This window comes from Streptomyces sp. A0642 (assembly GCF_004795105.1).
GTDB lineage: Bacteria > Actinomycetota > Actinomycetes > Streptomycetales > Streptomycetaceae > Streptomyces.
Map to the genome: position 1 here is coordinate 14,608 of NZ_SSBL01000007.1, position 17,507 is coordinate 32,114.

Below are 17,507 nucleotides of genomic sequence, written 5' to 3' on the forward strand. Positions count from 1 at the left end.
CTGACCCGCCCCGGCTCCCCCCGAATCACGTCCACGGCCTCGTCCCGATCCGCTCCCCTCCCCTCCCCTCCCCGGAGTTGTCCATGCCATCTGTTCCGCCGTCCGAAGCCGCCTACGACCGGATGCGGCTGCGCCAGTGGGCCCACGGCACCGCGCGCTCCGCGGGAATCGAGCGCCGCGATCTGCTGCGGCTGGTCGCTGCGGCGTCGGTGGCGGCCCCGCTCGCCGGGCTCGCCACCCCCGCCCAGGCGGCCTCCGCCACCGCGACCGCCCCGGGCATCGTGAAGCCGCTGCCGCCCGAGGTGTTCACGGTGCGGGGCACCAACGCCGAGACGAACTTCGCCGCGCTCCGCGAGACGGGGCTGCTCACGCCGGCCGAGCGGTTCTTCGTACGGAACCACACGGTCACCCCGCGGATCGCGGCGGCCGACTGGCGGCTGAGGGTGTGGGGCGACGGACTGAAGGGCCCGGCGGTGGAGTTCACGTACGACGAACTGCGCGCTCTGCCCTCGGTGACCCGCACCTCGTTCGTCGAGTGCGCGGGCAACGCCCGCAGCTACTACGCGACGCAGCAGGGCCAGCCGGTCAGCGGGACCGCATGGACTCTGGGCGCGATCGGCACGGCCCGCTGGCGCGGGGTGCGGCTCGCCGATGTACTGCGCCGCGCGGGCATCACCCGGCACGCGGTCGACGTGCTGCCGCGCGGCCTCGACGGCGAGGTGGTCAGCGACGGGATCAACCTCGGGCACGTGCGCCGGCCGTTGCCGGTGGCGAAGGCGCTGGACGACGTCCTGCTCGCGTACGAGATGAACGGCGAGCCGCTGCCTCCCGACCACGGCCATCCGGTGCGGCTGATCGTGCCGTCCTGGGTCGGGATCGCGAACATCAAGTGGGTCGGCGACATCGAGGTGAGCGCGCAGCCCCTGGTCTCCCCCTGGAACACCGCTCTCTACCGGCTGTTCGGACCCGGCTACCCGGCCGAGGGGAGTGCGCCGCTCACCCGTCAGACGCTGAAGAGCGCCTTCGAGCTGGCGCCGGGGGCGGAATTCCCCGCCCATCGGCGCCAGGTGCTGACGGGGCGGTCGTGGTCGGGCGGCGCTCCGGTGCGCGCGGTCGAGGTCAGCACCGACGGAGGCGCGCGGTGGCGCCGGGCGCGGCTGCGTGACGAACCGCGGAGCGGGAGCTGGGTGCGCTGGTCGGCCGACTGGGTGCCCGGGACCCGGGGGCCGGCGGTTCTGCTGGCCCGGGCGACGGACCGGTCGGGCCGCACCCAGCCGGACGTCGCCGTGCACAACACGCAGGGCTATCTGTTCGACGCGGTGGTCCGGCACGAGGTGCGGGTCGTCTGACGGCGGGACGCGATGCCGGGGTGGGCAGGCGCGGATGCCGGGGCAGCGCGCGGGTCGTCTGACGGCAGGGCGCGCATGCCTGGGGCAGCACGCGGGTCATCGACGGCAGGGCGCGTATGCCGGGGGCAGGGCCCAGGTCGTCTGACGGCACGGCACCGATGCCTGGGCGGGGTGCGGGGCGGTCCTCCCCGCACCCCGTGGCCGTGCGGCGGCGGCCGTCAGCCGGCGTCCTTCTCCGGGGGCCGGCCTGCGTAGTAGGTGGCGATCATGTCCTCGTCACCGTGCCCGGCCGCCTGGGCGCGTTCGAAGCGCGCGGCCGAGGCCTCCGTCAGGTCCAGCCGGACGCCTGCGTGGCCTGCGGCTTCGAGAATGAGCCGGGTGTCCTTGAGGGCCGTGGTCACGGCGAAACTCGGGGTGAGGTCGCCGGACAGGACGGCTGCGGACTTGCCGTGCAGATAGGCGGTGTCGAGCGGTCCGCCCTTCATGACGTCGAGAAACATCTGGGGGTCCACGCCGAGTCCCTCGGCGAGGTTGAGGCACTCGGCGACGCCGCCCACCATGTTGATCACCCAGGTGTTGACCACGAGCTTGAGCCGGGAGGCGGCTCCCGGCTCCTCCGCCACCCAGACGGTGCGCTGGCCGATCGCGTCGAGTACGGGCTCGATCGCCACGCGGGCGGCGGACGGGCCGGAGACGAAGACGGTCAGCATGCCCTGTTCCGCGGGCTGCTTGGTGCCGGCGACCGGGGCGTCGAGGTAGACGAGGCCGAGGTCGGCGGCGCGCTGGGCCAGCTCGGCGGTGGCTTCCGACCCGACGGTGGAGGTCTGCAGGAGGACCTGGCCGCGGTGCAGGCCGTCGGATGCGGCGGTGAGCGCGGCGGCGACGGCGGTGCTGTCGTTGAGCGCGGTGAGGACGACGCCGGCGCCGCGCACGGCTTCGGCCGCGGTGTCGGCGACGGTGGCGCCGTCGGCGGCGAGCGGTGCCGCCTTGGCGTGCGTACGGTTCCAGACCCGGACGTTGAGACCGGCTCGGAGCAGGCTCCGGGCCATGGCCGAACCCATGATCCCGGTGCCGAGGACGGCGACGGACGAGCGCTGCGGGACGGCGTCGGCTGCTGAGGTCATGCGGGGTTTCTCCCTTCATCGGCCGCGCCGGTACGGGCGCGCGGCATTGCGGATGCTCAGGTCTGCCGCAGCGCGCCTTCGAGGACGGCGGCGTGTACGGCCCTGGCGAGTCGTGCGCCCCAGCGCGAGCGGGGCCCTGCGAACGGTTCACCGGGACCGGTGTCCCCGGAGGGTGCGGGCGCGGCGACGCAGACGGAGTCGGTGGGGGTGCCGGAGCAGTCGAGTCCGGCGTCCAGGAGCGCCTGCACCTTGGCCTCGGTGGCGGTGGCGACGGCGTTGACGAGTGCGGCGTCGGCGAGGGGCGCCGGAACGGTGACGACGATGTTGACCGTCCCCGGTGCCCGCGGCCCCCCGTCCCCCTCGGCCTCTGCCGCAGCCCAGCCGCGTACGCCCAGGCCGCAGGTGGCGGTCGCGGTGACGCCCCCGTCGGTGGCGACGGTGTACGCGGTGACATCGGCGGCCGTCATCAGCCCGGCCCCCGGGCCGGTGAGCCGCGCGACGGCGGCGATCTCTGCGAGGTGGCGGTCGGGGTCCATGCGCGGATAGCCACCGGGTACCTGCGCGTTGAGGATCCAGTCACGCGGGCCGATACCGCCGCCGAGTACCGCACTGCTGCACACCCGCCACCCGGATCCCAGCCGCCACACCAGATGGTGGAGCTCCCGGCCGTCCTCGCACCTGGCCAGCAGCTCGCCACGCTGTTCGGGCAGCCGGACGCGTACGGAACGGATGGGACACCCCCGGTGGTGCGGCAGGTCGGTGGTCGGCGCCCCGTCGGTCGGGCACGGGGACCCGTTGATCATAGGCGCCGGGGCAGGGCTCCCCGGAGGGCGCCCTCCGGGACCGTTCACTCGATTGGCCTAATTCGTGCAGGGGCCCGGCAAAGGCATCACACCGGGGCTGCACGCCCCTGTGCCCGGGTGCGGCACCCGGACCGCGCGTGCTGGGCGGTTGCAGCGTCCATCCGGGTGAGGCGCGATGGAATCCGGACGCGCCTCCCCTGCTGGACCCACCCACAGGACGCGCCCGGGCGAGGAGGGATCGGTTATGGGAGCCGCTGACGGTTTCACGGATTCCGGAGAGCTCGACGGCCTGACGGTGTACGACACCGAGGGCGAGAAGATCGGCAACGTGGGGCGGGTGTATGTCGACGACAGCACCGGCCGGCCGGACTGGATCACGGTGAAGACCGGCCTGTTCGGCATGAAGGAGAGTTTCGTGCCCCTCGCCGGAGCCCGCCGCGTGGGCTCCGACCTGCACATCTCGCATCCGAAGGACCAGGTCAAGGAAGCGCCGCGGGTGGACGCGGACGCCCATCTCTCCGTCTCCGAGGAGGAAGAGCTCTACCGGCACTACGGCCTGACCCGGAACACCAAGGCCAATCTCGGCGACCGTTCCGGGGCCGGCGGCACCACCGGTGCCGACGCTCCGACCACGACCGGCACGGGCACCATGGGCGCGGCCGGGACCGGAGCGGCAGCCGGTGCCGGGGCCGCGGGCGCCGCAGGCGCGGGCCGCACCTCAGGAACCGACCGGACCACCTCGGCCGGCATGGCCGGCGCGGGCGCCGGGACTGGAACCGGCCGGCACCGTGACACCGAGACCTCGGGCACGTCCCGGCCGCTGGCCGGAGCCGGTGCGGGCACTCAGCGCTCTTCCGCCGATCCCGGCGGCAAGGAGGAACTGATCCGTTCCGAGGAACAGCTGCACATCGGCACGGAGGAGTACGAGAGCGGCAAGGCCCGCCTCCACAAGTACGTCGTCACCGAGAACGTCACCAGGACCGTTCCCGTGTCGCACGAAGAGGTGCGCGTGGTCCGCGAACCGCTCCGGCCGGGCGACAAGGCAACCGGCCGGGCCGACCTCACCGAGCAGGACGTGGAGGTCACCCTGCACGCCGAACGCGCCACGATGCGCAAGGAGACGGTGCCGGTCGAGCGGGTGCGGATGGAGACACAGAAGGTGACCGAGCAGAAGGAAGTCTCCGCCGAACTGCGCAAGGAGCAGATCGACTACGCGGACGGCACCACCAAGAGCGGCAAGGACATGGGTGGCAAGGACATGGGCGGTGAATTCGGCCAGGGCCGACGCCGCTGACCTCCGGCGCACCGTGCCGGACGGCCGAACCGCACCAGTGGAGGGCGGGCCCCGCGCCGGGGCCCGCCCTTCGCGTTCTCCTGCGGTTCCACGGGGTGGAGCGCCCGGCCGGTGACCTTCGCCCGCGGCAGGGACTGCCGGCCCCGGCCCGGCCGGCCTCGGCAGGGGCGTCAGGGCCGCTCCGGGCGGAAGCGCACCGACGGCCGCCCCTGCGGGCCGTCCGGTGTCACGACGGCACGCACCCGGTAGACGTCGGCGATGAGCTCCTCGGTGATCACCTCCGACGGTGTGCCGCCCGCGACCACCCGTCCCTCGTTCAGCACGACGATCCGGTCGCAGAACATCGCGGCCAGATTGAGGTCGTGCAGGGCGATGACGGCGGTCAGCGGCAACGAGGTGACGAGGGTCAGCAGTTCGAGCTGGTGCTGGATGTCCAGGTGGTTGGTCGGTTCGTCCAGCAGGAGTTCCCGGGGCTGCTGGGCGAGCGCGCGGGCGATCTGCACGCGCTGGCGCTCGCCGCCGGACAGCGTGTGCCAGGACTGGTCGCGGCGGTCGGCGAGACCGGTCCGCTCCAGGGCCTCGCGCACCGCGCTCTCGTCCGCCGCCGTCGGCGCCGACCAGGCGCGGCGGTGCGGGATGCGGCCCAGGCGTACGACGTCCACGACGCTCAGCTCGACCTGGGTGACGGCGTGCTGGTCGACCACCGCGACGCGTCCGGCCACGGTGCGGCGGCCGACGGCGGACAGCGGATCGTCGTCGAGGGTGACCAGGCCCGCGTCCGGGGCGAGGATCCCGGACAGTATCCGCAGCAGGGTGGACTTCCCCGAGCCGTTCGGGCCGATCAGCCCCAAGGTGGCGCCGGGCGGCGGAGCGAGCGAGACGCCGTCCAGGATGAGGCGGCCGCCCGCTTCCCGGCTGACCCGGTCGGCCCGCAGACCGGCGGGGACGGCCCCGGTCACGGCGCCCGCCGGGTGCGGTGGAGGACCAGGACGAAGGCGGGCACCCCGATCAGCGCGGTGACGACTCCCACCGGAACCTCCTGCGGGTCCAGGACGGTCCGGGCGAGCGTGTCGACCCAGACCAGCAACACGGCCCCGGACAGGGCGGTGACGGGCAGCAGCCTGCGGTGCCCGGAGCCGGTGAGAGCGCGCGCCGCGTGCGGCAGCACCAGTCCGACGAAACCGATGGCGCCGGCCGAGCTGACGAGTGCGGCGGTGAGGAGCGCGGTCGTGCAGAGCAGGACGATCCGGGTGCGGCCGACATGGACGCCGAGGGCGGCCGCCGCTTCCTGGCCGAAGGCGAAGGCGTCGAGCGTCCGGGCGTGGCCGAGGCAGATCAGCAGCGTCACGGCGAGCACGGCGGAACAGATCCACACATCGCTCCAGCCGGCGCCGCCGAGCGAGCCCAGCAGCCAGAACAGCACCCCGCGGGTCTGCTCGGCGTCGGCGGCGGTCATCACGACGAAGGAGGTGAGCGCGGAGAACAGCTGCATGGCCGCGACCCCCGACAGGACCACCCGGTCGGTGCTGCCGCCGAGGGTGTGGCTGAGCAGCATGACCAGCGCGAAGGAGCACAGGGCCCCGATGAACGCCCCGGCCGACAGGGACACCGCTCCCCCGCCGACGCCGAGGACGACCACCACGACCGCGCCGGTCGACGCCCCGGAAGAGACGCCGAGGACGAACGGGTCGGCGAGCGGGTTGCGCAGCAGCGACTGCATGACGGTGCCGCAGACCGCGAGCCCCGCACCGCAGACGGCGGCGAGCAGCGTGCGGGGCATGCGCAGGTTCCAGATGATGCCGTCGCGGATCGGGCTCAGCCGCGACTCCCCCGCGCCGAGGTGGGAGGCGACCGCGGACCAGACGTCGCCGACGGATATCCGGGCCGGTCCGATGGTGACGGCGACCGCGACGGACAGCGCGAGCAGCAGGATCCCGCCGGTCCACAGCAGCCCGTCGCGGATGCTCCGCAGGGCGGGACGGGCGTCCGGGCCCGCGTCCTCGCGCGGTGCGAGGGCCTGTCCGGTGTCCGTCACCGGGCGAGCCCGAAGGTGCGCAGAGCGGCGGCGATACGCTCCACGCCCTCGACGGTCCGGATGGTGGGGTTCATGGCCTGCCCGCTGAGCAGCACGTAACGCTTGTGCCGGACGGCGTCCATGTTCTTCGTGACCGGGTTGGACTCCAGGAAGGCGATCTTCTTCGCGGCGCTCTCGGCGGTCTGCGACTTGCGGGTCAGATCGCCGATGACCAGCACGTCCGGGTCGCGGTCGGCGACGGTCTCCCAGCTGATCTGCGGCCACTCCTCGTGCGTGTCGTCGAAGGCGTTCTCCGCACCGAGTTCCCGGGTGATGATGCCTGGCGCACCGCAGCAGCCGGCCAGGTACGGGGACTCGGAGTTGGCGAACCAGTACATCAGGGACGTCCCGGAGGCGTCGATGCCGTCCGTCGCCTCGCGCACGCGGGCGCGCAGTCCGGCGACGAGCTTCTCGCCGCGCCCGGGGACGCCGAACACCCGGGCCAGTTCGCGCACTTCGGCGTAGACGCTGTCCATGGTCAGCGGGCCGGTCCGGACGCCGTCGCCGTCCTTGCTGTTGTCCTTGGCGGTGCAGTCGGCGGGCGAGACGTAGGTGGGGACGCCGAGCTTCTCGAACTGCTCGCGGGGGGCGACCCCGCCCTTGGCGAGGGTCGACTCGAAGGAGGCGCTGACGAAGTCGGGTTCCTGGTCCAGGACCTTCTCCGACGAGGGGCGGTTGTCGGAGATCCTCGGCACGCCGGCGTTGGCCTTCTCGAGACCCTTGAGCACCGGGTCGGTCCAGGTGGCCGTGGCGGCGAGCCGGTCGGCGAGGCCGAGCGAGAGCAGGATCTCGGTCGATCCCTGGTCGACCGGAACGGCGCGCTCGGGCGCCGCGTCCACGGTGACGGTCCGTCCGCAGTTCTTCAGGGTGACCGGATAGCCGTCGGCTCCCGGGGACTTGGCGGCGGTGCCGTCCGTGCCGCCGCCGCAGGCCGTCAACAGGAGCAGGGCGGCGGTGAGCAGGGCGGCGGAGCGGGCGGGGCCGGCTATGGGCGGCACGGAGTACCTCGGCGTCTCTGGGCCCATGCGCGGGGCCCGCTGTACGGAGTTCCGCCGCCCGGTGCCGGACAGCGGGTGCCAGCAGGTCTTCGGACTCGGGTTCACGCGGACGGGACGCCTTCCCGGGAAACATCGCTCTCCCAGTGGCCGTGGCCCCGCCCGTCCCCCTCACCGCTGCGCGTCAGTTCCGGATTCGCACCGGATTCCCTGACCCCTACGTGGAGTTCGACTGGCTCCGGCACGCTACCACGAGCCTCCGCGCAGCTCAGCGGCAGTGCGCCGGTGGTACGGGACGGTGGGCGGCCGGGGCGGTGGGGCGCACCGCCCCGCGCCGGAGCGGCGGGGCGGTGTCCCTCCGGTCACCCGTCGCGGCGAACCGATTCGCCCTCGTGGCTGCGCGGCCCTTCGCCCCACCGGGAGAGCACGGACGCGGTCCCCCAGAACGCCAGCAGGACGATCCGGACTCCCAGCCGCCCCGCCGCGTCCGCCGCCCGGTGCCCGAGCGCGGCGGCCGCGCGCCGGGGCGGGCCGGTCATCGCGCGCTCCCGGAGGGTTCCCGGGCCGCTTCGGTGTGCCAGGAGGCGCCCGGGTCGTCGTACGCGTCCGTGTAGCGGGCTCCGGCGATGGGCCAGTCGGCGAGCAGTTCCGGGGGCAGCGCGAAGGACTCCGCCAGTTCCGGGAGGTGGCCGCTCACGGCGGCGACGAGCTGCTCGGTGGCATCGGTCAGCCCCTCGACCTGGCCGGCGGTCAGGTGGCCGGCGGCCAGCAGGTCCCCGCTGTTGGCCGCGACCCAGCTCAGCGCGAACAGCCGGGCCAGCTCGCCCAGCCGGTCGCGGGCCTCGCCGTCGGGCAGGGCGGTGATCGCGTGGTCGTACGCGTGGGCCGCCTGCCGGTACGCATGGGCCTCGACCCCCCGCAGGGCGGGCCCGGAAGCCGCGTTCCAGCGCTCCAGCGGGTCGCCGTGCTCCGCCCCCGCCAACCGTGCGGCGGCCCGGGCCCACCGGATGCGCTCCACCTGGTCCAGGAGCCGGCCGAGGAACCGGAGGTCGGCGAGGTCGCCGCTCTCGGGTTCGGGGTCCGGCTCCTCCTGCGGGGCCCGTACCGCGTCGGCGAGCAGTCCGGCGGCCGCCCGGGAGCAGATGGCCAGGTTGTCGCCCTCCGCGGTGATGGCGCCCTCGATCCCGGTGACGAGTTCGGTCATCCCGTTGTTCTCCAGCAGCCCCTGGGCACCGCACCTCTCCCGGCATTCGACGATGACGTCCCGGGCCTGCCAGGTGATCCATCCCTTGGCGATGTCGACCAGCCGCTCGGCCGCCTCCCGCTCCGCCGGCGGCCGCGAGGCCGCCTTCTCCCACCGGTCGAGTACGCGCCGGTGCAGCAGACTCATCGCGAAGACGGTGGCCATGGCCTCGGCGAGCGGACCGTGGTGGCTGCGGTGGGCGAGGACCGGCACCGGCGGCGCCGCACGGCCCGCCGAGACGAAGCGGTGGCCTCCGTAGCGGACGGCGAGGGCCAGGGTGACGCGCGCGGAGCCGACCGCACTGGCGCTCATGCAGATCCGGCCCGTGACGACCCGCCCGATCGAGGTGAGGAAGCGGCGCCTGCGTCCCTCCGTTTCACTGCGGAACACCCCGTCGTCGCCGACCCTCCCCTGAGGACCGCCGAGCAGCGCGCCCCGGCCCACGAAGACCTGGTCGAAGGAGGTCAGGCTGTGGTCGACCGGACTGCCCATCCGGGCGGGAAGCCGGCGCACCCGGATGCCGGGCAGGGCCCGCGACGCGTCCGTGAGCGGCACCAGCAGCAGAAAGACGCCGTGGTCGGCGCCGCCGACGATCAGCCGGGCGGCGACGAGACCCGACTTGGGGCCGCCGGCCGGGCTGGTGTTGGGCATGAACTTCTGTGCGCCGGCGTTCGGGGTGTGCAGGACGAACCCGTCCCGGCCGGGGTCGTAGGTGGCGGTCGTCTCCACGGCGGCCGCGTCGTTGCCGTGCGCCACCTCCGTACAGAGGAAGGTGCCGATCCGTCGCAGCCGGAGGAAGTCCGACAGGTCGCGAAAGCTGCCGGCGTCGTGGTCCAGGAGGCTGCCGAGGAAGAGGTTGTAGTGAATGCCCGCGACGGTGGCGAGCGCCGGGTCCACCGGCGCGAGCCACTCGTGCAGGGCTGCCAGGGCACGCGGGTCGGCGGCGGGGCGCGCGGCGCTGTCCAGGGCGTCGTTGAGCGCGCGCAGCCGTGCGTGGGCGAGGGCGAGGCGCTCGTCTGAGGTGGGGCCCGGCGGCGGCCAGAGCGGCCGGCGGAACGGCTCGGTGGCGACGAGGCGGCGCCAGAAGCCGTGTTCGCGGCGGGCATCCGAGCCGAACAGCACGGTGCTGAGCAGGTCGGTGACTCGCCCGTTCCCGGTTCCCGAGGGGGCGGCGCTGTCGAAGATGGCGTTCATGAAAGCGGCAACGATCGGGAATCGCCGAGGACACCCCGGCGTCTGCTTTCGCGCCCCCTCGCCGTCGGCCGACGGCAGCGGTCCCGGCTGCCGTTCTCACCCGTACGCAGTAATCCGCCGCGCTGTACGGGCGGGCAGGACATCCCCTGGGGGCATGGAACAGGACCCCGCTCAGCGAACCACACCCGACGAGCACGCCGAACTGGTTGCCCTGCGTGACCGGGTGGCGAACCTGGAGGCCCGTGGTCCGGGGCGCTCCCGGCCGCGCCCGCGCTCGTTCCTCGCCGTGCTGCTGATCCTGGTGGCCGCCGTGCTCACGCCGCTGAGCATCCTGTCGAGCTGGGCGAGCGAGGTCGCCGGGGACACGGACCGCTACGTGGAGATGATGAAGCCGCTGGCCTCCGATCCCGAGGTGCGGGCCGCGGTGACCCACCGCGTCACCGATGCCGTGATGGACCGTCTGGACATCGACGCGCTGCTCGCGGACGTCGCGCCCGCCGACCGGCCGGTGGTCGACAAGGCACTGGGGAAGCTCGGTGATCCCCTCACCACAGGGGTCACGGACTTCGTGCACGGGACCGTGGAGAAGTTCGTGAGCAGCGACGAGTTCGAGCGGGTGTGGATCAACCTCAACCGGTCGGCCCACGCCTCCGTCGTGAAGGCCCTGACCGGAGAGGGCGGCGGCGCGGTGAAACTCACCGGCGACACGGTGACGCTGGACCTCGCCCCCGTCATCGACCGGGTCAAACAGCGGCTCGTCGACCGTGGTCTGACGGTCGCCGGGAAGATCCCCGAGATCCACACCGACTTCACTCTTCTGACCTCGGACTCGGTCGGCAAGGCGAAGAAGGGGTTCCGGGCGCTCGAACTCCTCGGATTCTGGCTGCCGCTGTTCACGCTGGTGGTGGCGGCGGGCGGGGTGCTGCTCGCCGTACGCCGGCGACGGGCCCTGGTGACCGCGGCGCTGGCGGCCGCGGTGGGCGCGGGGCTGCTCGCGCTCGGACTGTGGGCGGGGCGCGCGTTCTACCTCGACAGCCTCCCCCCGCACGTCTCGCAGCCCGCTGCGGGAGCGGTGTTCGACGCGCTGGCCGGCTATCTGCGCGCCGGGATCCGGCTGGTGGTGACCGTCGGGGCGGTGGTGGCCCTCTCCGCCTGGCTCACCGGCCGGGGTCGCGCGGCGAAGCGGGTCATGGCGATGTGGAGCGGTGGCATCGGGGCCGTACGGGACGCGGCCGGGTTCACCGGCGGCCCGGCCGGCCGGTGGGTGCACCGGGCCCGCCGGCCGTTGAACTGGACGGTGGTCGTGGTGGCCGTCGCGGTGCTGCTGGCGTGGGACCGGCCGACGGGACTGGTCACGGTGTGGATCGCGCTGTGCGCCCTGGTCGCCCTGGCGGTCGTCGAATTCCTGGACGACGACAGCACTCCTCATCTGGCGGCGAAGGCGTAGGGCCGGGCGCGACCGGCCCGCCCGGCCCCGGCGTTCACATCCGGTGGAGCACCGTGTCCAGTTCCGCCGCGTCGGGCGGGCTGGCGCCGGCCCGCCCGACGGTGACCGCCGCGGAAGCCGCCGCATGCCGCAGAACGTCCGTCACGGTGGCCCGGTCAAGTGCTGCCCGCAACCGCTCCCGGCCGGCGGCTCCAAGCAGCCCGTGCGCGGCGAGCGCGTGCAGGGCGCCGGACATGAAGGCGTCTCCCGCCCCCACCGTGTCGACGACCTCGCTCGGCAGCGCCTCGACGCTCACCCGCCCGTCGGGCAGAACCGCGAACGCCCCGTCGCCGCCCCGCGTGACGAGGACGACGGCCGGGCCGGCGGCGAGCCACCGTTCGGCGGCCCTCACCGGGTCCTCGCCCGGGTACAGCCACTCCAGGTCCTCGTCGCTCGCCTTGACGACGTCGCTGAGGGCCACGCAGAGCTCGGCCCGGCGCACGGCGGCCCCGTGGTCGCCCATCAGTTCCGGCCGCACATTGGGGTCGTAACTGACCGTGGCGGCGGCACGCAGCGATTCGAGGGCGGCGACGACGGTGGTCGCACCGGGTTCCGAGACGGTCGCGATCGATCCGGTGTGCACATGCGCGGGCGGCCGCTCCAGAGAGACCGCGCCGAGGGTCCAGGTGATCTCGAAGGTGTACGTGGCCCGCCCCGCACCGTCCAGGGTCACCGCGGCGGACGGGGTGGGGGCGGTGGAACCGTCCGTGCGGACGTCGACCCCGGCTCCGGTCAGGTGGTCGCGGATCAGCCGCCCGTTCGCGTCGGCCCCGAGCTGGGTGAGCAGGGTCGTGGCGTGTCCGAGCCGGGCCAGGCCGTACGCGACGTTGGCCGGGCTTCCGCCCGGGTGGACCCGGTCGGCCGCATCGGGCAGCCGGACGATGTCGGCGACGCATTCACCGATGACCAGCAGGTCGGAACTGTCGAGCATGAAGGTGACCTCTCCTGGAGTGCGGTGGCCCGGGCGTCCCGGCAGGCGCGACTGCCTGCGGACGCGCCGGGACCCATCCTGCCGCGTGCCCCCGGGGGCGTCGGCAGGAGGCCGCCCGTCCCGCGCGGGGCGCCCGGGGACGCGCCGAGTCCCCCGCCCTGCCGAAGGGGACGGGGGACTCGGGCCGCGGCACGGCTCAGGAGGCGTCGGCGCCGCCCTCCTCGCCGTATCTGCGCTCGAACTTGGCGACCTGTCCCTCCGAGTCGACCACCCGCGCCTTGCCGGTGTAGAACGGGTGGCTCTCGGCCGAGATCTCCACGTCGATCACGGGGTAGCTGTTGCCGTCGTCCCAGTCGATCGTCTGCTCGCTGGAGGCCGTCGACCGGGTCAGAAAGGCGTAGCCCGCCGAGCGGTCACGGAAGACCACGGGCCGGTACGAGGGGTGCTTGTCCTGCTGCATGCCTGCTCCTGGGGACGTGCGGGTACGGGCGCGGGACGCTCCCGGCCAGCCTGGCGAACCGGGGCGGCCCGCGCGATCGCACACGTCCGTCCGGGGCATCGCCCCCGGACCGCGTACGGCCCGGCCCCTCTCCCGCCCAGGCGCCCGGGCGCGTACGGGCCGGGCCCCTCTTGCCCGCCTACGCCTCCAGCGCGTCGGCCACGCGCGCCAGGAACCGCGCGTGGGCCCGCGCGCTGCACACCGGCTCGGGGTTCCAGGGCGCCACCCGCACGGAGTCCCGGACCGACGCCCAGGGTCCGTCGGCCGGGAGCGCGTCGAGCGGGGTGGCGTGGGCCCGGATGTCGGCGAGCACGACGGCCGGCCGCAGTGCGGCGGCCTGGGCCCAGCCGGCCGTGGACCAGTTCGCACCGGGGCCCTCGGCGGGTTCCACCAGGCCGACGCCCAGCTCGGCCAGGACCCGCAGCTCGGGCCACATACGGGGACGTGCCAGGTGCACCTGCTCCTGGCCCGCCGGGGACAGCGCGATGACCCTCGCCCGGTCCGGGCCCGACGTGAGCGCGCGCAGCCGGTCCCGGGCCGCGTCCAGCTCCTGGGTGGCCGCCGCGGGCTCCTCGGCGCCGAGCGAACGGGCCAGCCCGGCGAACCGGTCGGCGATCTCCGGCAGGGTGCGCGCCTGGCCCACGTCGATGACGACGACCGGGACGTGCCCCTCCAGGTGCTTGGCCGTCTCGGGGCCGAGGCCGTAGACCTGGCCGCCGCCGTAGCTGACGGCCACCACGAGGTCCGGTTCCCCCCTCAGCAGCGTGTCCGCGTCCAGCGTGGCGCCCGCGCCCGCGTACGCGACGTCGGCCAGGGGCAGCGACCCGGTCTTGGCCGCGTCCGGCACCCGGGGATCGTCGTGCCCGGAGCCGAATATCGCGCGCGGGCGGATGCCGTGGTCCCATAAGGTCGCCCCGGCCTGGACATAGGCGAGGATCCTTGCCGGGCGCCTGTCGGCAGTCGACACCTGTCCTCGGTCGTCGGAGAACTCCCACACGGTTCGTTCCCTCACGTCACACACCTCTCGCCACCGGCTTCCCGCCCCCCGAAGCGGTCTCGTCCTGGACTACCTGCCCAGCGGACCCGCGCGGCACCCGCGTCGCCGTGGGCGGACTACAGGCCGGCCGCCGTCGAGCGCACGAGGTAGCTGACGGGTCCGGGATCGGGGACCTCGATCTCGGTGAAACCGAGCCGGTCGTAGAACGCCCTGGCCGGGGTGTTGGACGTGAGCATGCACAGGTGCACGCCCTTCACCCCCTTGGCGTCCAGGGCCGCGAGGAAGGCGCGCATCAGCTCCCTCCCGTACCCCTTGCGCTGCCAGTCGGGCAGCAGGTCTATGTGCAAGTGGGCCGGGTAGTCCGCGAGTTCGGGCAGGACCATGCGCTCCGGGTTGTGCAGGAGCGCGATCATCTCGTCGGCGGGAGTGCGCGGCGCGCCGTCCGGACGCGGGTACCGGTCCTCGACCAGGGGCAGCCAGCGGTTGCGGAACTCCGTCACGAAGCGCGGGGTGTCGGCCGTCCCCAGGATGTAGCCGACGGCCCGGCCCGTGCCGTCGTCGATGACGAACGCCAGGTCGGGTTCGAGGTGGGCGTACGGTGCGGCGAAGATCGACGGCATCAGATCCAGGTCCGGGTACAGGTGCCGGGAGTCACCGCCGTTGTCGGCCGTTCGCACGCAGATGTCCGCGAGCGCCGCGCGATCGTCGGATCGATAGGCCCGCAGGCCGGGAAGCAGGGTCACCGCCTCATCCTGCCGACTTTGGGAGCGCTCCCACAAGGGCCGGGAAAGATTTCTTCGAACACGGCCGTGTCCGGCACCGGTCCGTGCGGCAGCCGTTCGTATAGAGGGTGGACGGGCCGGTAGGCGACCGGCTCCGCACCCGAGGAGGCACCCCATGAAGCACTATCTGCTCAGCGTCGTCACACCGGCCGACGGCGTTCCGCCCGCTCCCGGGGAACTGGCGGAGATCATGCGGAGGGTGCAGGGCTTTCACCGCGAGCTCGAAGAGGCCGGGGCCTGCGTCTTCGACGGCGGGCTGAGCGCGCCGGCCACGGCCACCGTCGTGCGGGCCGAGGACGGCGACACGGTACTCACCGACGGCCCCTACACCGAGGGCGAGGAGTATCTCGGCGGGCTCAGCATCATCAAGGCGGCCGGCCGGGAGGCGGCCCTGGACTGGGGACGCAAGGCCGCGCTGGCGATCGGACTGCCCATCGAGGTCCGGCCGTTCGAGGGTAACGTGGACGGCTGAGCAGGGGCTCGGCCGCCGGCCCCGGGCAGGACGCCCCCGCCGCCACGGCCGAGGCGCTGCCCGACGGCCGGCCGGGTACCGGCCCCCGGTGACGGCGCCGGCTGGTGCCACGCGCCGGGCCGTCAGTCGTTGACGGCCGTCAGCAGCACCACGGCGTCCTCCAGGGCGAGCAGTCCGTGCCGTTCCTGCGGGATCGGGTACAGCTGTCCGGCGGCGAGTTCCCGGTCCCCCGACGCGGCGGTGAGCCGTACCGATCCGCGCAGGACCTGGAGGGAGGCTGCGGGCGGGGCGTTGTGCTCGTCGAGGGAGCTGCCCGAGGTCAGCGCGATGACGGTCTGCCTCAGCGGCTCCTGGCGGAGCAGGAGGTGGGCGCTGCGGCCGTGCGGAGAGGTGCGGGCCGCGGTCAGGTGTTCGTCGGCCAGGGCGTTCAGCTCGTTCGGTGCGTCCATATGCCCCACTGTGCCGCATACCCCACGGTGCCGCAGCCCTCGCTCCGCCGCGATCCCGCCGACCGGCCCGGCCGTGCCGCGGCGCACGGACGGACGGACCGGCGAACGGGTCCTCGTCCGGTGGTCAGACGCGCAGCCAGACCGCGGTGTCCTGCGGCAGCCTCCCCGCTGGATCGAGGGGCCCGCTGGCCAGCAGCACGGTGGTGTGCGGGGGCAGCTCGGCGGGCCCGGCGGCCAGGTTGACGATGCAGACGAGACCGCCGGTCCGGCTGAAGGCCAGCACCCCGGGCGGCGCGTCCAGCCAGGTCAGTCTCCGTACCCCGGGCTCTCCCGCCGTGCCGAAGCCCGGTTCGGTGCGGCGCAGCCGCAGGGCCTCGCGGTACAGGCTGAGCATGGAGTCCGGGTCGCCGCCCTGGAGGTCGGCGGCGTACGCGGACCAGCCGGCCGGCTGCGGGAGCCAGGGTGCGGTGGCGGCGCCGAATCCGGCGTACGGTTCGCCCGCCGCCCAGGGCAGCGGTACCCGGCAGCCGTCGCGTCCCGGGTCGGTGCCGCCCTTGCGGAAGTGCATGGGGTCCTGGATGCGGTCGAGCGGGATGTCGGCCTCCGGCAGGCCGAGCTCCTCGCCCTGGTAGAGGTAGGCCGCGCCGGGCAGGGCCAGCGAGAGGAGGGCGGCGGCGCGGGCCCGCCGCGTCCCCAGGGCCAGATCCGTGGGGGTGCCGAAGGTCTTCGCGGCGAAGTCGAACCCGGTCTCCGCGCGGCCGTAGCGGGTGACGGTGCGGGTCACGTCGTGGTTGCACAGGACCCAGGTGGCGGGCGCGCCCACCGAGGCGTGTTCGGCGAGGGTGTCGTCGATCGCGGTCCGCAGCAGTGCGGGGTCCCAGGGACAGGCCAGGAAGTTGAAGTTGAAGGCGGTGTGCAGTTCGTCGGGCCGCAGGTAGCGGGCGAACCGTTCGGTGTCCGGGAGCCACACCTCGCCGACGAAGACGCCGTCGTACTCGTCGGCGATGGCACGCCAGGAGCGGTAGATGTCGTGCAGTTCGTCGCGGTCGACGAAGGGGTGCGGGTCGCGGCCCGGCACGAAGTCGGGCAGGGCGGGGTCCTTGGCGAGGAGGGCGGCCGAGTCGATCCGTACGCCGGAGACGCCCCGCTCGAACCAGAAGCGCAGCACCTCCTCGTGCTCCTGGCGGACCGCGGGGTGGGCCCAGTTGAGGTCGGGCTGCTGGGTGGCGAAGAGGTGGAGGTACCACTCGCCGTCGTCCAGCCGGGTCCAGGGGGTGCCGCCGAATTCGGAGACCCAGTCGTTGGGCGGGATCTCGCCGTCGGCGCCGCGGCCGGCGCGGAAGTGGAAGAGGTCGCGTTCGGGGCTCCCGGAGCCGGCTTCGAGGGCGGCCCGGAACCACGCGTGCTGGTCGGACACGTGGTTGGGAACGATGTCGATGATGGTGCGGATGCCCAGCTCGCGGGCCTCGGCGATCAGTTTCTCGGCCTCGGCGAGGGTGCCGAACGCGGGGTCGATGGTGCGGTAGTCGGCCACGTCGTAGCCGCCGTCGGCGAGCGGGGAGAGGTACCAGGGGGTGAACCAGAGCGCGTCCACGCCCAGTTCGACGAGGTAGGGCAGCTTGGCCCGGACCCCCGCGAGGTCGCCGGTGCCGTCACCGTCGCCATCGGCGAAGCTGCGTACGTAGATCTGGTAGATGGCGGCGTCTCGCCACCAGTTCGCGGTGGCCTCGGACGGACGGTTGGCTGCCACGTGGCGTTCCTTTCGGGCAGGTGGGACTCCGCCGCCGGCCCGGCGGGCGGGGCAGGTGGTGGGCC

General features: G+C 73.9%; 17 protein-coding genes and 1 riboswitch. Of the genes, 4 read left to right on the forward strand and 13 right to left on the reverse strand.

Translation table 11 applies throughout. The features are described 5' to 3' along the window. The first annotated feature begins 83 nt into the window (after positions 1–83). Complete coding sequence (locus tag E6R60_RS15575) at positions 84–1,349, forward strand: sulfite oxidase (RefSeq protein ID WP_136327147.1); 1,266 nt, start codon at positions 84–86, stop codon at positions 1,347–1,349. A gap of 218 nt (positions 1,350–1,567) precedes the next feature. Here the strand turns inward: E6R60_RS15575 and E6R60_RS15580 are convergent, their stop codons facing one another. Then, a complete protein-coding gene (locus E6R60_RS15580) occupies positions 1,568–2,473 on the reverse strand; it encodes an NAD(P)-dependent oxidoreductase (protein ID WP_136327148.1) in 906 nt (301 codons plus the stop codon). Positions 2,474–2,529: 56 nt separating this feature from the next. After that, positions 2,530–3,276, reverse strand: a complete 747-nt coding sequence (locus E6R60_RS15585) for an adenosylcobinamide amidohydrolase (protein ID WP_136327149.1) — start codon at positions 3,274–3,276, stop codon at positions 2,530–2,532. Between the two features lie 244 nt (positions 3,277–3,520). Here E6R60_RS15585 and E6R60_RS15590 point away from each other — a divergent pair, with 244 nt between their 5' ends. Further along, entirely contained in the window at positions 3,521–4,570 is a 1,050-nt protein-coding gene (locus E6R60_RS15590; RefSeq protein WP_136327150.1) for a PRC and DUF2382 domain-containing protein, read from the forward strand. A gap of 170 nt (positions 4,571–4,740) precedes the next feature. Here E6R60_RS15590 and E6R60_RS15595 read toward each other — a convergent pair whose 3' ends face one another. The 5 genes from E6R60_RS15595 to E6R60_RS15610 form a co-directional block, all read right to left on the reverse strand. Then, a complete protein-coding gene (locus tag E6R60_RS15595) occupies positions 4,741–5,529 on the reverse strand; it encodes an ABC transporter ATP-binding protein (protein WP_136327151.1) in 789 nt (262 codons plus the stop codon). Beyond that, the gene (locus E6R60_RS15600; RefSeq protein WP_240802595.1) at positions 5,526–6,542 is read right to left on the reverse strand and encodes an iron chelate uptake ABC transporter family permease subunit; all 1,017 of its coding nucleotides are present in this window, start codon (positions 6,540–6,542) and stop codon (positions 5,526–5,528) included. Before E6R60_RS15600 ends, E6R60_RS15595 begins: the two co-directional genes overlap by 4 nt. A 59-nt stretch (positions 6,543–6,601) precedes the next feature. Next, positions 6,602–7,642 (reverse strand): ABC transporter substrate-binding protein, encoded by a 1,041-nt coding sequence (locus E6R60_RS15605; RefSeq protein WP_136327153.1) that lies wholly within the window; start codon positions 7,640–7,642, stop codon positions 6,602–6,604. Between the two features lie 62 nt (positions 7,643–7,704). Then, a riboswitch (cobalamin riboswitch) is annotated at positions 7,705–7,891 on the reverse strand. A 110-nt stretch (positions 7,892–8,001) separates the two neighbouring features. Beyond that, positions 8,002–8,178, reverse strand: a complete 177-nt coding sequence (locus tag E6R60_RS36740) for a hypothetical protein (protein ID WP_168713616.1) — start codon at positions 8,176–8,178, stop codon at positions 8,002–8,004. Next, the gene (locus tag E6R60_RS15610) at positions 8,175–10,076 is read right to left on the reverse strand and encodes an acyl-CoA dehydrogenase (protein ID WP_136327154.1); all 1,902 of its coding nucleotides are present in this window, start codon (positions 10,074–10,076) and stop codon (positions 8,175–8,177) included. Before E6R60_RS15610 ends, E6R60_RS36740 begins: the two co-directional genes overlap by 4 nt. A 154-nt stretch (positions 10,077–10,230) precedes the next feature. Here E6R60_RS15610 and E6R60_RS15615 point away from each other — a divergent pair, with 154 nt between their 5' ends. After that, positions 10,231–11,523, forward strand: coding sequence for a hypothetical protein (locus tag E6R60_RS15615; RefSeq protein WP_136327155.1), 1,293 nt, complete (start codon positions 10,231–10,233; stop codon positions 11,521–11,523). A gap of 34 nt (positions 11,524–11,557) precedes the next feature. Here E6R60_RS15615 and E6R60_RS15620 read toward each other — a convergent pair whose 3' ends face one another. The 4 genes from E6R60_RS15620 to E6R60_RS15635 form a co-directional block, all read right to left on the reverse strand. Beyond that, on the reverse strand, positions 11,558–12,493 hold the full coding sequence (locus E6R60_RS15620; protein ID WP_136327156.1) for a carbohydrate kinase: 936 nt from the start codon (positions 12,491–12,493) through the stop codon (positions 11,558–11,560). Positions 12,494–12,689: 196 nt separating this feature from the next. After that, complete coding sequence (locus tag E6R60_RS15625; RefSeq protein WP_136327157.1) at positions 12,690–12,953, reverse strand: type B 50S ribosomal protein L31; 264 nt, start codon at positions 12,951–12,953, stop codon at positions 12,690–12,692. Positions 12,954–13,131: 178 nt separating this feature from the next. Further along, positions 13,132–14,004, reverse strand: coding sequence for an ABC transporter substrate-binding protein (locus E6R60_RS15630; RefSeq protein WP_136327158.1), 873 nt, complete (start codon positions 14,002–14,004; stop codon positions 13,132–13,134). A 101-nt stretch (positions 14,005–14,105) separates the two neighbouring features. Next, entirely contained in the window at positions 14,106–14,732 is a 627-nt protein-coding gene (locus E6R60_RS15635; RefSeq protein ID WP_136327159.1) for a GNAT family N-acetyltransferase, read from the reverse strand. A gap of 154 nt (positions 14,733–14,886) precedes the next feature. Here E6R60_RS15635 and E6R60_RS15640 point away from each other — a divergent pair, with 154 nt between their 5' ends. Then, positions 14,887–15,243 carry a YciI family protein gene (locus E6R60_RS15640; protein WP_136327160.1) on the forward strand — a complete coding sequence of 119 codons (357 nt, stop codon included), beginning with the start codon at positions 14,887–14,889 and terminating at the stop codon, positions 15,241–15,243. Between the two features lie 122 nt (positions 15,244–15,365). On the opposite strand, the gene E6R60_RS15645 is transcribed toward E6R60_RS15640, so the two are convergent. After that, complete coding sequence (locus tag E6R60_RS15645) at positions 15,366–15,692, reverse strand: cupin (RefSeq protein WP_136327161.1); 327 nt, start codon at positions 15,690–15,692, stop codon at positions 15,366–15,368. A gap of 124 nt (positions 15,693–15,816) precedes the next feature. Beyond that, complete coding sequence (locus E6R60_RS15650; RefSeq protein ID WP_136327162.1) at positions 15,817–17,442, reverse strand: glycoside hydrolase family 13 protein; 1,626 nt, start codon at positions 17,440–17,442, stop codon at positions 15,817–15,819. Positions 17,443–17,507 lie beyond the last annotated feature (65 nt).

Bases quoted from the DNA above. Each gene is read 5' to 3' on its own strand.
- E6R60_RS15575 (WP_136327147.1), top strand. From the start codon at position 84: ATGCCATCTGTTCCGCCGTCCGAAGCCGCCTACGACCGGATGCGGCTG.
- E6R60_RS15580 (WP_136327148.1), bottom strand. From the start codon at position 2,473: ATGACCTCAGCAGCCGACGCCGTCCCGCAGCGCTCGTCCGTCGCCGTC.
- E6R60_RS15585 (WP_136327149.1), bottom strand. From the start codon at position 3,276: ATGATCAACGGGTCCCCGTGCCCGACCGACGGGGCGCCGACCACCGAC.
- E6R60_RS15590 (WP_136327150.1), top strand. From the start codon at position 3,521: ATGGGAGCCGCTGACGGTTTCACGGATTCCGGAGAGCTCGACGGCCTG.
- E6R60_RS36740 (WP_168713616.1), bottom strand. From the start codon at position 8,178: ATGACCGGCCCGCCCCGGCGCGCGGCCGCCGCGCTCGGGCACCGGGCG.
- E6R60_RS15610 (WP_136327154.1), bottom strand. From the start codon at position 10,076: ATGAACGCCATCTTCGACAGCGCCGCCCCCTCGGGAACCGGGAACGGG.
- E6R60_RS15615 (WP_136327155.1), top strand. From the start codon at position 10,231: ATGGAACAGGACCCCGCTCAGCGAACCACACCCGACGAGCACGCCGAA.
- E6R60_RS15620 (WP_136327156.1), bottom strand. From the start codon at position 12,493: ATGCTCGACAGTTCCGACCTGCTGGTCATCGGTGAATGCGTCGCCGAC.
- E6R60_RS15625 (WP_136327157.1), bottom strand. From the start codon at position 12,953: ATGCAGCAGGACAAGCACCCCTCGTACCGGCCCGTGGTCTTCCGTGAC.
- E6R60_RS15640 (WP_136327160.1), top strand. From the start codon at position 14,887: ATGAAGCACTATCTGCTCAGCGTCGTCACACCGGCCGACGGCGTTCCG.
- E6R60_RS15645 (WP_136327161.1), bottom strand. From the start codon at position 15,692: ATGGACGCACCGAACGAGCTGAACGCCCTGGCCGACGAACACCTGACC.